We start from the raw sequence: 13,359 nt of genomic DNA on the forward strand, positions 1-13,359 counted from the left end.
CGGGGGCGGCGGGCGGCGCCGCGGACGGCGCGTCGTCGGACGTGAGGTCCTTGACCTCCCGCTTGAAGATGCGCATCGACTGACCCACGCTCTTGGCCAGGTCGGGCAGTCGCTTGGCACCGAACAACAGGAGGATCACCACGACCAGGACGACGATGTGCCAACCCTGCAGGTTCCTACCCATGTGAGCCCCTCTAGACGGTTCGCAAGTCGCCCGATCCTAACCGCCCAGGGGCGTGCCTCGTGCACGCCGCCGACCCGCGACGCGCGCGCTGCTCAGGTCCAGTACGCCCGCCAGCCGCGAGCGACGTCGGCGTGGCGCTCGGCGCGCAGGTCGCGACGAGCACGCCGAGCCGCACGCAGGCGGAGCACCACCTCGCGCAGCTCGTCACGGTCCGCGAGCAGCGTCGCGGAGGTGTCCGGGCGCTCCCGTGCGGCGATCTCGGCGAGCTCCTCCGCGCGCGCGGCGAGCGCTCCCGCCGCCTCGCCCGCGCGCGCGAGCTCACGTCCGAGCTCGACGACCGAGCGCCACAGGCGTCGACCGAGGAAGAACGCCCCGACCAGCGTGCCGACGACGAGCAGCGACCACACCGCGAACCACACGTCAGGCCCCCGCGTGCTCGTCGTACGGACGGACGCGCGCCGGGTCCGCCAGCGGGCCGTACGCCGCCAGCGCGGCACGCGCCGTGCTCGCGACCTCGGCCGCGACCGACGCCGGGCGCACGTCCAGGATCTCGTTGGCCGCCTGCAGGACGAGGTGGCGCAGCCACGCCGGGCTCACGACGCGCAGGTCGACCTCGAACGAGCCGTCGTCGAGGTTGCGGACCTCCTGGACCGGGGTCGACTCGGCGATCCACCGGCCCTGGCTGGCCAGGTGGACCGTGACGAGCGCACCGTCGTCGCCCGGCTCGAACTCCCCGCCACCGGGCGCCAGCGGGTGGTGCTCGGCCGGCTCGTCGAGCACGTGCGCGGCGAGGATGCGGTCCACGCGGAACAGTCGCTCGCCCTCGACGGCGTGGCACCAGCCCAGCAGGTAGGAGCGGTCGGTGTCCGTCACGAGGCGGATCGGGTCGACGTCACGCTCCGAGGACACGTCGGCCGCGTTGACGTAGCGCAGGTGCAGCCTGCGGCCCTCGCGCAGCGAGGTCGCGAGCGCTGCGGCCACCTCGGGTGCGGCCGCCAGTGTGAGCGACACGTCCACGGTGCCGGCGGCGTCCCCCACGGCGGCGGTCAGCTTGGCGAGCGCGGAGCGGACCACCTGCGCGCGCTCGTCGTCCAGCGCACCGCTCAGGCCCGCGTCGAGCGCGCGCAACGACGCGACGAGTGCGACGCCCTCGCGCGCGCTGAGCCGTAGCGGCCGGGTCATGTTGCGCGACTCGGTGAGCCGCACGACCCCGCGCTCGTACGACGAGAAGTCGAAGTCGATCAAGTCGTACGGCAGGTAGCCAGGCGTCCCGCTGACCCACAGCGTGTCGATGTCGGCCATCACCTGCTCGCTGGTCACGCCGAACTGGCGGGCGAGCTCCTCGACCGAAGCGCCCTCGTGCCGGTCGAGGAACGCGACCAGTCCGAGCAGGCGCACCACACGGTCGCTCGCGCGCTCAGCCACGCTCCACCTCCAGCACCGCGACGTCGTCGTCCACCCGAGGCGCCGGCGCGAGCGCGGCCGCGCGCTCAAGCAGCTGCAGCGCGTGCTCGCGCACGTCGGGCGGGTCCAGGACCAGTACCGCGTCGCCGTAGCCGACCAGCTCCTCCGCGAGCTCCCACGCGTTGCGGAAGGCGACGTGCACGACGTCTCGCCCCACGACCAACGGGCCCACGACCGGGTCCTGCGACCAGTCGGGCGCGTCGGGCGGCGTCTCGATCGCGCGGACCCGGGTCGCCTCGGCACGCTCCGGCAGGACCGCGAGAGTCGCGACGCGCGCCGGGCCCTCGCGCCACGCCGCCATGGCCTGCTCGACCTGCTCGGGTGAGGGCGCGTCGAACGCGCCCGGCTCCCCCACGGCCCGGATGGAGCCCTCGATGCGGCTCAGCCGGAACGACCGGGTCGCGCCGCGGTCCCGGTCCCAGCCGAGCAGGACCCAGCCACCACGTCGAGCGATCAGCTGCCACGGCTCGACGCGACGCTCACGCACCTCGCCCGTGCTGGCCGCGCGGTACGTCAGGCGCACGACCTGACGCGCCTGCGCGGCGTCGAGCAGCGGAGCGAACACCGCACCGCCCGACCGCACCCGCGGCGCGAGGCCAGCCACCAGGTCGGTCGCGCCCGGTCCCTGACCCACCGCACGCAGCTTGGTCAGCGCGCGCGCCGTGTCGCCCCGCATCGTGCGGTCCTGCCACGTCTGGGCGGCGAGCGTCAGCACGCCCAGCTCGGCCGCGGTGAGGTCGATCGCGGGCAACGCGTACGCGTCGAGGTCGATGCGGTAGCCGATGTCGTCGCCGTGCCCCGCGTCCGTGACCGTCACGAGCGGGATGCCCAGGTCGCGCAAGGTGTCCTTGTCGCGCTCGAACATCCTCTCGAACGCCTCGTCGCTCGGGGCGTCGGCGTATCCGGCTACGGACGCGCGCACCTGCTCCTTCGTCATCCGCCCGTGGGTGTTCACGAGGGCGATGAGGAGGTTGAGCAGGCGCTCGGCGGGGTCGATCGAGGTGGCCATCGGGTCCACCGTAGTGGCCGGTAGCGTGGAGACGTGATCACGTGGCGTGCAGGTGTCGTCGAACAGGTCGGGACGTCGTGGCGGGGGGCCGTGGAGCTGACCGTCGCTCTCGACCAGCCGTGGGCGGACCCGACCCTCCCGGCGAAGGTCAAGGCGCTCGCGTACCCGGCGCTGGTCGGGCACCTCGATCGCGGTCGTCGGGTCTGGATCAACGTCTCGGCGCTGGCTCGCGGGCTCGGCACGGGCGGGTACGCGCTGGTCATCGCACCCGCGGACGGTCAGCCCGTGGACCCGCCGCCGTCGCCCGGGCACCTCGTCAAGGCGCGCTACACGCCGCTGCAGGCGATGGTGCTGGGCGTCGACGACCAGGAGTCGGAGCACCACGACACGATGCGCGACGCCGACGACCTCGAGGGGCTCCCGGTCGTCGTCGCCGACCTGCACTCCGCGCTCCCCGCGATCGTCGCAGGCGCCCGGCTCGAGGCCGAGCGGGCGGGACGCCCGGCGCCCGACGTCGCGTACGTCATGACCGACGGCGGCGCCCTGCCCGCCTGGTTCTCGCGGGCAGTGGCAGGGCTGCGCGACGCGGGCTGGATCTCCACGTGCATCACCGCAGGTCAAGCCTTCGGCGGCGACCTCGAGGCGGTCTCCGTCCACACCGCGCTCCTCGCGGCGCGGCACGTCGCGCACGCAGACCTGGCGGTCGTCGTCCAGGGGCCGGGCAACCTCGGCACGGGCACGCGGTGGGGCTTCTCGGGCGTGGCCGCGGGCGAGGCGATCAACGCCACCTCGATCCTGCGCGGGCGGCCGATCGCCTCGCTGCGCGTCTCGGGTGCCGACCCGCGGGAGCGGCACGTCGGGATCTCGCACCACTCGACGACGGCCTACGGCAAGGTCGCACTCGTCCCGGCCGACGTCGTCGTCCCCGTGTTCGACCCCGCCGACCCGATCCTGGGACCGCTCGGCGCCCGCGTGAAGGAGCAGGCCGCAGCGCTCGTCGAGCCGACCGGACGCCACCGGCTCGTCGAGGTCGCGGCGGGCCCCGACGTGCGGCGGGCGCTCACGACGTCGCCCGTTCGGCTCTCGACGATGGGACGAGGGCTCGACCAGGACCCGTCGGCCTTCCTCGCCGCCGCCGTGGCGGGCGTGCACGCGGCGTCGTTGCTCTGACCGGGCTGGCCCGCGCGGGTGGGCGCCGTCAGTCGTCGCGCGTCGTGCGGCTCCGCGCCGCGACCAACGTCGAGAGCCGGCGAGCCTCGGCGAGCGCGTGCTCGCCGTCGGCGCGCTGGATCCCCATGACCGCGAGCGTGTCGCCGTCCGCGAGGTCGAGCTGGACCCACGGACGGTCGCCGAACCGCACGGTGACGACCTGCGCCCACGTCAGGCGCGTCGTGACCATGAGGTTGCGGACCGTGAGGCCCTCGTCGTCCGGGACCGCGGCCACCGAGGCCTGACGCCAGCAGAACCAGACGATGCCGAGCGCGAGCAGCGCGAACCCCGCGACGTCCAGGGACGACAACGGCATCAGGACGACCAGGAGCACGGTCGCGAGCACGACGACGCCCGCGAGCGTCAGCGAGGCGATCCGCGCCAGCCGGGGCCGGAACGGGGCCAGGTCGACCGTCGCGGACACGGTTACAGCCGGCACGCGTGGATCGACGTCACGAGGATCGCGCGGGCACCCAGGTCGTAGAGCTGGTCCATCACCCGGTTGGTCTGGTCGCGGCGGACCATCGCGCGGACCGCGGCCCACTCGCGGTTGTGCAGCGGCGAGACGGTCGGCGACTCGAGCCCGGGCGTGATCGCGACGGCCTGGTCGACGAGGTCCAGCGGGCAGTCGTAGTCCATGAGCACGAACTGCCGGGCGGTGAGCACGCCCTGCAGGCGCCGGGTCAGGACGTCCAGGCCCGCGGGGGCCTCGACGTCCGAGCGACGCGCGAGCACCGCCTCGGAGCGCAGCAGCGCCTCGCCGAACACGTCCAGACCGGCGGCACGCAGCGTCGAGCCGGTCTCGACGACGTCGGCGACCACGTCGGCGACGCCGAGCCGGATCGCGCTCTCGACCGCGCCGTCGAGGCGCACGACCGCGCTCGGCTCGATGCCCCGTTCGGCGAGCGTCGCGCGCACCAGGACCGGGTACGAGGTCGCGACCCGCAGGCCGGCGATCTGCGAGATGTCGCTCAGCGTGCCCGCCGTGGTGGCGAACCGGAACGTCGACCGCGCGAAGCCGAGCGGCAGGTGCTCGACCGCGGGCGACTCCGAGTCGAGCAGCAGGTCCCGCCCGGTGATGCCGACGTCGACCGTGCCCGCCCCGACGTACACCGCGATGTCGCGGGGCCGCAGGAAGAAGAACTCGACGTCGTTGTCCGGGTCGGGCAGCACGAGCTCGCGCGAGTCGCGCCGCTGGCGGTAGCCGGCCTCACGGAGCATCTCGACGGCGGGCTCGGACAGCGAGCCCTTGTTGGGGACGGCGATGCGCAGCACAGGAGTTCCTTCGGACGACTCAGAGGTGGGCGTAGACGTCGTCGAGCGTGAGCCCGCGCGCCAGCATGAGCACCTGCAGGTGGTAGAGCAGCTGCGAGATCTCCTCGGCCGTCCGCTCGTGGCCCTCGTGCTCGGCGGCCATCCAGACCTCGGCGGCCTCCTCGACGATCTTCTTGCCGATCGCATGAACGCCGGCGTCCAGCTCGGCGACGGTGCCCGAGCCCTCGGGCCTGGTCACCGCCTTCTCGGACAGCTCCGCGAACAGCGCCTCAAACGTCTTCACGTCGGCCAAGGGTAGACGTTGCGCGCACTGCGCTCGTCGCGGGCTCGGCGACTGGGACGCGAGCTTGCACCGGCTCGGCCGAGGAGAGGCGTTGCGCACGCCACCAGACGACGAACCCGTAGACGACGACGCCGCCGTACACGAGGTACAGCGCGGCCGACGGGTAGTAGCCCGCCGAGAGCAGCAGGGGCACGCCCACGAGGTCCACGGCGATCCAGATGAGCCAGAACTCGATCCACCCGCGTGCCATGCCGTAGGTCGCGAGCAGCGAGCCCGTGAAGATCCACGCGTCGGCCCACGGCCCCCACGAACCGAGCTCACGGAAGACCCACGCGAAGGCGACGGTCCCCAGCACGGCCGCGGGCGCCAGCAGCGCCCAGCCGGCTCGACCGGCCCAGCGCGGCTCGACCGCGGGAGCGTCCGGCACCCCTGCGGCCTGCGCGTCGCGGCGGGTCTGCCGCCACCGCACCCAGCCGTACACCGACACGACGACGAAGAACACCTGGCGGCCCGCCTGGCCGTACAGGTCACGGTGCTGCGGCGTGTCGAAGACGGCGCCGAGGAACACCGTGAACAGCAGCACGTTGCCGACGATGCCTACGGGCCACGCCCACACCCTGCGCCGCAGCCCGCCCACGGCCGACGCGAGCCCGAACAGGTTGCCGACGATCTCGCGCCACAGGATGTCGTGGTGCGCGATGGTGACGGTGGCGTCGAACAGCCACCCGAGCGGTCCGTTCACCGGGTCAGGCCGCGCAGCGCACCGACCGTCGCGACCGCCGCCTGCGCGGCCTCGTACCCCTTGTCCTCGACCGATCCGGGCAGGCCGGCGCGGTCGAGCGCCTGCTGCTCGTCGTCGCACGTGAGCACGCCGAACCCGACCGGCACGCCCGTGCTCACGGCGACGTCCGTCAGGCCGTTCGTCGCGCCCGCGCACACGTACTCGAAGTGCGGCGTGCCGCCGCGGATCACGACCCCGAGCGCGACCACGGCGTCCGCACCGCCACGCGCCGCGACGCCCGCGGCGACCGGGAGCTCGAACGTGCCGGGCACGCGGACCACCGTCACGTCCTCGACGTGCGCCTCGGCCAGGGCGCGGCGCGCTCCGTCCAGCAATCCGTCCATGACGACGGTGTGCCACGAGGCGGCGACGACGACGAGACGCAGGCCGGTGCCGTCGACGGTCAGGGTGGGTGCTCCGGCGCCGCTCATGCGAGGTCCTCCAAGGGTGCGTAGGTGTGGTCCGTACGGTCGGCACCCGGCGTGGCGGGTGCGGCGTGGACCGGGGAGACAGGGATCGGCTCGCGGACCGCGGCCCGCTCGCCGGCGGCGCCGTCGAAGTGGAGCACGTGCCCCATCGACGTCGCCTTGGTGCGCAGGTACGCCTCGTTCTGCGGCGTGCGGCCCACCTCGAGCCCGCGCACCTCGACGACCTCGATGCCGTGCGCGCGCAGCCCGGCCACCTTGGCCGGGTTGTTGGTCAGGAGCTGGACGCGTTCGACGCCGAGCGCGTGCAGGATCGCGGCCGCGCTGCCGTACTCGCGGCGGTCGGCGGGCCAGCCGAGATCCAGGTTCGCCTCGACCGTGTCGCGCCCCTCGTCCTGCAGCGCGTACGCCGCGACCTTGGCGAGCAGCCCGATCCCCCGGCCCTCGTGACCTCGCAGGTACACGACCGCGCCGCCCTGCTCGGCGGCGAGCTCGAGCGCGGCGTCGAGCTGGGGCCCGCAGTCGCAGCGCGCCGAGCCGAACGCGTCGCCCGTCAGGCACTCGCTGTGCACCCGGACCACGGGCGTCGCGGCCAGGCCCCTCGTCGGGACGAGCGCCACGTGCTCGTCGCCCGTGCGCAGGTCGCGGAAGCCGTGGATGCGGAAGTCCCCGTGCCGCGTGGGCAGGTAGGCGGTGTGCGTGGCGTGCACGCGCGGGCGGCCGTCACCGGGTGCGGGTGCCTCGACCAGGTCGTCGTGCCGGCGACGCCACGCGACCAGGTCGGCGATCGTCAGGAGGACCAGGCCCTCGTCCTGCGCGAGTCGTGAGGCCTCCGGCAGCCGGACCATCGTGCCGTCGTCGTTCACGAGCTCGGCGATCGCGCCGACCGGGGCCAGCCCGGCCAGCCGGCACAGGTCCACAGCGGCCTCCGTGTGGCCCGCGCGGTGCAGGACGCCGCCCGGCACCGCGCGCAGCGGCAGCACGTGGCCGGGCCGGATGAGGTCGACCGGGCCGCTCGCCGGGTCCGCGAGCACGCGCAGCGTCCGCGCGCGGTCGGCCGCCGAGATCCCGGTGGTCACGCCCGTCGCGGCGTCCACCGTGACCGTGTACGCGGTGCGGCGCGGGTCCTGGCTGTGCGGGACCATGAGCGGCAGGTCGAGCGCGTCGGCTCGCGCGGCAGGCATCGGCGCGCACAGGTAGCCCGACGAGTGCCGGATGGTCCAGGCGACCCATTCGGGCGTCGCCGACTGCGCCGCGAGGATCACGTCCGCCTCGTTCTCGCGGTCGGGCGAGTCCGCGACGAGCACCGGACGGCCGTCGCGCAGCGCCTGGAGCGCCTGCTCGACCGTCCCCGTCACGACCTCCTCGGTGGCGGTCACCGGGCCACCGCCGTCAGGAGCCGCTCCGCGTACTTGGCGAGCACGTCCACCTCCAGGTTCACGGGCGAGCCGACGACGAGACCGCCGAGCGTGGTGTGCTCGAGCGTCGTCGGGATCAACGAGACGCCGAACGACTCGTCACCCACGTGCGTCACGGTCAGCGAGACACCGGAGACCGCGATCGAGCCCTTCTCCGCGACGTACCGCGCGAGCGGAGGCGGCACGGCGATCTCGACCTCGTCCCACCGCTCCCCCGGGTCGCGGCGCAGGATCGCGCCGACGCCGTCCACGTGCCCCTGCACGACGTGCCCGCCGTACCGGCCCCCCACGGCCAGCGCGCGCTCGAGGTTGACCCGCGCGCCCGGGACGAGCCCGCCCAGCGCGGTGCGACGCAGCGACTCGGGCATGACGTCGGCGGCGAACGTCCCGTCGCCGGGCAGCTCGCTCACCGTCAGGCACACGCCGTCGACGGCGATCGAGTCGCCCAGGTGCGCGTCGGACGTGACGAGCGCACCGTGCACGCGCAGCCGCGCGTCGGACCCTCGGTCCTCGATCGCGACGACGGTGCCGAGCTCCTCGACGATCCCGGTGAACATTCAGACCTCCCGGACGGGTGTGGCGACGACGAGCACGTCCGGCCCGAGCGGCAGCACGCTGACCGGCTCGAGCCGCACGGCTGCGGAGATGGACGTGATGCCGAGGTCGGCGATCGCCGCGGGACCGGCACCGAGCAGGACGGGCGCGACGTAGGCGTGCACCTCGTCGACGAGACCCGCGCGCAGGAACGCTGCGGCGAGCGTCGGGCCGCCCTCGACGAGCACACGGTGCACGGGCGCACCGTCGAGCGAGGCCAGCACGCGCAGGACCTCGGCGGGGTCGTGCGTCCGCACCTGGACGAGCTCGCCGCCGGGGCCACGCAGGCGCGCGCCGGACGCGAGCTCGCGGTAGCCGACGACGACGCGTCGCGGCTGCGTGCCGGCGAGAGTCCCGTCCGCGGTACGGGCCGTCAGCGACGGGTCGTCGCGCAGCGCGGTACCCGTGCCGACGACGATCGCATCGACCTGGGCGCGCAGCTCGTGCGCGTGCCGGCGCGCGACGGGCGACGTGATCCACCGGCTGGACCCGTCGGACGCCGCGACGCGGCCGTCGAGCGTCGTGGCGGTCTTGAGCGTCACGAACGGGCGGTCGCGCCCCACGCGCGGCAGCCAGGACCCGAGCAGCTCGCGGCCCTGCTCGGCCAGCACGTCGGTGGTGACCGACACGCCCGCCGCGCGCAGCACCTCGGCACCGCCCGCCGCCACGGGGTTGGGGTCCTGGACGGCGACGACGACGCGCGCGATCCCCGCCTCGAGCAGCGCCTGCGTGCACGGGCCGGTGCGTCCGGTGTGCGAGCAGGGCTCGAGGGTCACCACGGCGGTCGCGCCGCGGGGGTCCTCGCCGCGGTCGGCGGCGTCCGCGAGGGCCGCGACCTCGGCGTGCGGCGTCCCGGCGCCCCGGTGCCAGCCCTCGCCGATCGTCGTCGACCGACCTGTGCCCTCCGCCGGGCGCAGGAGCACGCACCCGACGCGCGGGTTCGGGTCGTGCTCCGGCCCACGCCGGGCCAGGTCGAACGCACGCACCATCGCCGCACGCTCGTCGGCTGTGCTGGTCACGTCCACCTCCCGGGCCACGACGGGCTCCGGGGGAACGCGTGGGAGGCACCACGCGACAACGACACGCACCACGGGTGCGCGCCGCCACGTACTTCCTCCCATCCGGACTTTCACCGTCGGTCCTGGAGTTCCACCAGGTCAACCGCTCGGTCGACGATCGCTCGTCTCCCGCGCGGGTCGCGGACTGTCACCGCCGGCTCGGACTTTCACCGACCCCGGAGCACGTGTACTGCGGACACGACATGCGTCGCGTCCTTCTCGGATGATGCCACATCCGGCTGGACGCCCGTCCGAAGGCCGGGCCTCACGCCCAGATCGTGGACGCCCTGCTGCGCAGCTCGGCGATCTCGGCGGCGACGTCGTCGGCGCCGTAGACCGCGGAACCCGCGACGAACACGTCAGCGCCCGCCTGCGCGATGCGCGCGATCGTCTCGCGCGACACACCGCCGTCGACCTGCAACCACGTGTCCGTGCCGGCCGCGGTGATCGCATCGCGCGTCCGGCGGACCTTCGGCAGCGTGCCCTCGATGAACGACTGACCGCCGAACCCGGGCTCGACCGTCATCACGAGCACCATGTCGAGCTCGGGCAGGAGGTCGAAGAACGGCTCGACCGGTGAGGCCGGTCGCAGCGCCACGCCGGCGCGCGCGCCGAGGCTGCGCAGCTCGCGCGCGAGACGGACGGGGGCCTGCGTCGCCTCGGCGTGGAACGTCACCGAGGCGACCCCCGCGCGGGCGAACTCGGGCGCCCACCGGTCGGCGTCCTCGATCATGAGGTGCACGTCCACCGGGACCGGCGACACCTCGACGATCCGCCTGACGACCGGGAGCCCGAGCGTGAGGTTCGGCACGAAGTGGTTGTCCATGACGTCCACGTGCACCAGGTCCGCGGTCGCGATGCGCGCGAGCTCGCGCTCGAGGTTCATGAAGTCGGCGGACAGGATGCTGGGCGCGATCTTGACGGGCACGTCGTCAGCCTATCGAGGCGCCCCGCACGGCCGCTCGGCGCACCGCCGGTGGCGTCACAGGCGTCGCAGCAGCGTCAGGTGCATCGCGTCGGTGCCGTGCACGTGCGGCCAGAGCTGCAGGTCGCGACGGTCGCCGACGAGGTCGAGCGGGCCCGCCGCGACCTCGCGCACGACCGCACGCGCATCGAGCAGCTCGACCTCAAGACCGTCCTTGGCGGCCGCGCGCACCGCGTCCGTCACGACGAGCCGCGTCTCGACCAGGTGCGGCGAGCACGTCACGTACGCGACCACCCCGCCCGGGCGCACCGTCCGCAGCGCCGAGCCCAGGAGCTCGCGCTGCAGCGCGGCCAGCCCCGTCAGGTCGGCGGGCGTGCGACGCCAGCGCGACTCGGGCCGGCGGCGCAGCGCGCCCAGGCCCGTGCACGGAGCGTCCACCATGACCCGGTCGTACGCGTCGGGCTCGGCCGCGCCGAACTCGCGGCCGTCCCCGGTGCGCACGGACTCCACCGCGCTGCCGGCCACGGCGCGCAGCGCCTGCTCGACGAGGCGCGCCCGGTGCGGTGCCACCTCGTTGGCCACGAGGCGTGCACCTCGGCCCGCCGCCAGCGCGGCCAGCAGCGACGCCTTGCCCCCGGGGCCGGCGCACAGGTCGAGCCAACGCTCGTCGGGGCCGTCGAGCGGGGCCGCCGCGAGGGCGAGCGCGACGAGCTGGCTGCCCTCGTCCTGCACGCCCGCTCGGCCCGTGCGCACGGCCTCGACGGCTGCCGGGTCACCGCTCCCGGGCACGACCGCGTACGGCGAGACCGCGCCCGGCCTCGCGCCCTCGCCGATCTGCTCGACGAGCTCCGCGGGGTCCACGAGCCCGGGCCGCGCGACGAGGGCGACCCGCGGCGCCGTGTTGTCCGCCGCCAGGAGCGCCGTGACGTCGTCGGCCGATCGGCCGTCGCCCACCAGCGCCTCGCGCAGCGCGCGCACGATCCATGCGGGATGGCTCTCGGTCACCGCGAGCCGCGCGACCGGGTCCTGACCGTCGGGGTCGGCCGCGTCGCCGATGAGCTCGAGCCAGCGCGCGGGCTCCTCGCGCGAGACCGCGCGCAGCACCGCGTTGACGAACTGGGACGCGCCCGTCCCGACGCGCGACCGCGCGAGACCGACCGTCTGGGACACCGCGGCGTGCGCGGGCACGCGCATGCCGAGCAGCTGGTGCGTGCCCAGGCGCAGCAGGTCGAGGACCGGCGGGTCGATGCGCGCCACGTCGCGGCCCGCGGCCTGCTCGATGACCGCGTCGTACCGGCCGCGCAGGCGCAGCGTGCCGTAGGCGAGCTCGGTCGCGAACGCCGCGTCGCGGCCGTCGACGCCGCGTTCCCGCAGCAGCGGCGGGAGCACCAGGTTGGCGTAGGAGTCGCTCTCGTCCACGGCACGCAGCACGTCGTAGGCCGTGGCCCGCGCGACGTCCGCGTGCCGCGTGCGCTGCGACGGCGCCTGCGCGGACCGTTGCGTCCGGCCCTCGGCTCGCGCCGCACCGCGCTGACGACCGCGCTCGTCGCGCCGGCCCGTGTCCCGCCTGTCGTCGCTCACGCGTCCGCCCCCAGCACCAGGTCGTCGGCCAGGCGCGCGCCGCGCGCCCAGTCGGGTGCGGGCATCGCGCGCTTGCCCGGTGGCATCACGTCGCCGAGCCGCACCGCGTGACCCGCCGTCCCGACGAGCACCTGGCGCTTGTCGGCGCGCACCTGCCCGGGTGCGAGGTCGACCACGTCGGCGGCCGGGGTGACGGGCCCGAGGCCGAGCCGCGAGCCGTCGGGCAGCGTCGTCCACGCGCCGGGTGCGGGCGTGCAGCCACGGATCCGCCGGTCCACGACGTGTGCGGGCATGTGCCAGCGCACGCGCGCGTCCTCGACCTCGACCTTGGGTGCGTGGCTGACGCCGTCCGCGGGCTGCGCGACGGGCTGGAGCTGACCGTCCTCGAGCGCGTCGAGCGTGCGGACCAGCAGCGTCGCACCCGCGACCGCGAGGCGCTCCAGCAGGTCGCCCGACGTGTCGCGCGGACGGATCGTCTCGGTGAGCGTGCCGAGCACGGGCCCGGTGTCGAGCCCCTGCTCGAGCAGGAAGGTCGTCGCCCCCGTGACCTCGTCGCCGGCCATGATCGCGTGCTGCACGGGGGCCGCGCCGCGCCAGGCGGGCAGCACCGAGAAGTGCAGGTTGACCCAGCCGTGGGTCGGCACCGCCAGCAGCGTGGGAGGCACGAGGTTGCCGTAAGCGACCACGGGGGCGGCGTCGACCTCGAGCGCGCGGATCTGCGCGACGACCTCGTCGTCCCGCAGCGTCCTCGGCGTGAGGACCGGGATGCCCGCCTCGAGCGCGCGCGCCTTCACCGGGCTCGGGGTCAGCGTGCGGCCGCGGCCGGAGCGCGCGTCGGGACGCGTGAGCACGGCGACGACTTCGTGCCGGGACGCGAGGAGCGCCTCGAGGCTCGCCAGTGCGGGCGTGGGGGTACCGGCGAACAGCAGACGCATGGCATCGATCCTAAGAGCGCGGCACGGCATCCCCCGCACGCGGGTGCGGCCTCAGTCGGCCGACGGCACCAGGCCCCGCGCCACGAGCTCCGTGCGCAGCGCGTCGGCGTCCGTGAACAGCACCGCGTCGAAGCCCTCGTCCGCGGCCGCCGCGACGTTCGCTGCGGAGTCATCGACGAACAGCGTGCGCGCCGGGTCGAGGCCGAAGCGCCGCGCCG

17 protein-coding genes and 1 riboswitch are annotated in these 13,359 nt (G+C 74.9%); of the genes, 1 reads left to right on the top strand and 16 read right to left on the bottom strand.

Going from position 1 to position 13,359, the window contains the following annotated elements; genetic code table 11:
* The 4 genes from tatA to CWIS_RS00155 all read right to left on the bottom strand — a co-directional run.
* A partial coding sequence (gene tatA, locus CWIS_RS00140) for a Sec-independent protein translocase subunit TatA (RefSeq protein WP_048341194.1) occupies nt 1-184 on the bottom strand: 184 nt, incomplete at its 3' end.
* A 92-nt stretch (nt 185-276) separates the two neighbouring features.
* On the bottom strand, nt 277-603 hold the full coding sequence (locus CWIS_RS00145; protein WP_048341195.1) for a hypothetical protein: 327 nt from the start codon (nt 601-603) through the stop codon (nt 277-279).
* Between the two features lies 1 nt (nt 604).
* Complete coding sequence (locus CWIS_RS00150; protein ID WP_048341196.1) at nt 605-1,609, bottom strand: YafY family protein; 1,005 nt, start codon at nt 1,607-1,609, stop codon at nt 605-607.
* Nucleotides 1,602-2,657: a YafY family protein gene (locus tag CWIS_RS00155; RefSeq protein ID WP_048341206.1), complete on the bottom strand. Its 1,056-nt coding sequence runs from the start codon at nt 2,655-2,657 to the stop codon at nt 1,602-1,604. The genes CWIS_RS00150 and CWIS_RS00155 overlap by 8 nt, the downstream gene beginning before the upstream one ends.
* Before the next feature lie 33 nt (nt 2,658-2,690).
* Between CWIS_RS00155 and CWIS_RS00160 the strand changes: the two genes are divergently transcribed.
* Nucleotides 2,691-3,827 carry a DUF3866 family protein gene (locus CWIS_RS00160; protein WP_048341197.1) on the top strand — a complete coding sequence of 379 codons (1,137 nt, stop codon included), beginning with the start codon at nt 2,691-2,693 and terminating at the stop codon, nt 3,825-3,827.
* Nucleotides 3,828-3,855: 28 nt separating this feature from the next.
* On the opposite strand, the gene CWIS_RS00165 is transcribed toward CWIS_RS00160, so the two are convergent.
* The 12 genes from CWIS_RS00165 to CWIS_RS17875 all read right to left on the bottom strand — a co-directional run.
* Nucleotides 3,856-4,290 carry a PH domain-containing protein gene (locus tag CWIS_RS00165; protein ID WP_048341198.1) on the bottom strand — a complete coding sequence of 145 codons (435 nt, stop codon included), beginning with the start codon at nt 4,288-4,290 and terminating at the stop codon, nt 3,856-3,858.
* Nucleotides 4,291-4,292: 2 nt separating this feature from the next.
* Nucleotides 4,293-5,141 (bottom strand): ATP phosphoribosyltransferase, encoded by an 849-nt coding sequence (gene hisG / locus CWIS_RS00170; protein ID WP_048341199.1) that lies wholly within the window; start codon nt 5,139-5,141, stop codon nt 4,293-4,295.
* A 19-nt stretch (nt 5,142-5,160) separates the two neighbouring features.
* Nucleotides 5,161-5,424, bottom strand: a complete 264-nt coding sequence (locus tag CWIS_RS00175; protein WP_048341200.1) for a phosphoribosyl-ATP diphosphatase — start codon at nt 5,422-5,424, stop codon at nt 5,161-5,163.
* Nucleotides 5,411-6,166, bottom strand: a complete 756-nt coding sequence (gene pnuC / locus CWIS_RS00180) for a nicotinamide riboside transporter PnuC (RefSeq protein WP_048341201.1) — start codon at nt 6,164-6,166, stop codon at nt 5,411-5,413. The genes CWIS_RS00175 and pnuC overlap by 14 nt, the downstream gene beginning before the upstream one ends.
* A complete protein-coding gene (gene ribH / locus CWIS_RS00185) occupies nt 6,163-6,636 on the bottom strand; it encodes a 6,7-dimethyl-8-ribityllumazine synthase (protein WP_048341202.1) in 474 nt (157 codons plus the stop codon). Before ribH ends, pnuC begins: the two co-directional genes overlap by 4 nt.
* The gene (gene ribB, locus CWIS_RS00190; RefSeq protein ID WP_197080735.1) at nt 6,633-8,009 is read right to left on the bottom strand and encodes a 3,4-dihydroxy-2-butanone-4-phosphate synthase; all 1,377 of its coding nucleotides are present in this window, start codon (nt 8,007-8,009) and stop codon (nt 6,633-6,635) included. The genes ribH and ribB overlap by 4 nt, the downstream gene beginning before the upstream one ends.
* Nucleotides 8,006-8,605: a riboflavin synthase gene (locus CWIS_RS00195; RefSeq protein WP_048341203.1), complete on the bottom strand. Its 600-nt coding sequence runs from the start codon at nt 8,603-8,605 to the stop codon at nt 8,006-8,008. The genes ribB and CWIS_RS00195 overlap by 4 nt, the downstream gene beginning before the upstream one ends.
* Nucleotides 8,606-9,631, bottom strand: coding sequence for a bifunctional diaminohydroxyphosphoribosylaminopyrimidine deaminase/5-amino-6-(5-phosphoribosylamino)uracil reductase RibD (ribD, locus tag CWIS_RS00200; RefSeq protein ID WP_048341208.1), 1,026 nt, complete (start codon nt 9,629-9,631; stop codon nt 8,606-8,608).
* Nucleotides 9,632-9,745: 114 nt separating this feature from the next.
* Nucleotides 9,746-9,889, bottom strand: a riboswitch (FMN riboswitch).
* Nucleotides 9,890-9,965: 76 nt separating this feature from the next.
* On the bottom strand, nt 9,966-10,628 hold the full coding sequence (gene rpe / locus CWIS_RS00205) for a ribulose-phosphate 3-epimerase (RefSeq protein WP_082156096.1): 663 nt from the start codon (nt 10,626-10,628) through the stop codon (nt 9,966-9,968).
* A 54-nt stretch (nt 10,629-10,682) separates the two neighbouring features.
* Nucleotides 10,683-12,206: an RsmB/NOP family class I SAM-dependent RNA methyltransferase gene (locus CWIS_RS00210; RefSeq protein WP_048341204.1), complete on the bottom strand. Its 1,524-nt coding sequence runs from the start codon at nt 12,204-12,206 to the stop codon at nt 10,683-10,685.
* A complete protein-coding gene (gene fmt, locus CWIS_RS00215; protein WP_048341205.1) occupies nt 12,203-13,141 on the bottom strand; it encodes a methionyl-tRNA formyltransferase in 939 nt (312 codons plus the stop codon). The genes CWIS_RS00210 and fmt overlap by 4 nt, the downstream gene beginning before the upstream one ends.
* Nucleotides 13,142-13,192: 51 nt before the next feature.
* On the bottom strand, nt 13,193-13,359 hold a 167-nt coding region (locus CWIS_RS17875; RefSeq protein WP_156186495.1), incomplete at its 5' end, for an HAD-IA family hydrolase.

Origin of the sequence: Cellulomonas sp. A375-1, assembly GCF_001040865.1 — a bacterium.
In the GTDB taxonomy this organism is placed as follows: domain Bacteria; phylum Actinomycetota; class Actinomycetes; order Actinomycetales; family Cellulomonadaceae; genus Cellulomonas; species Cellulomonas gelida.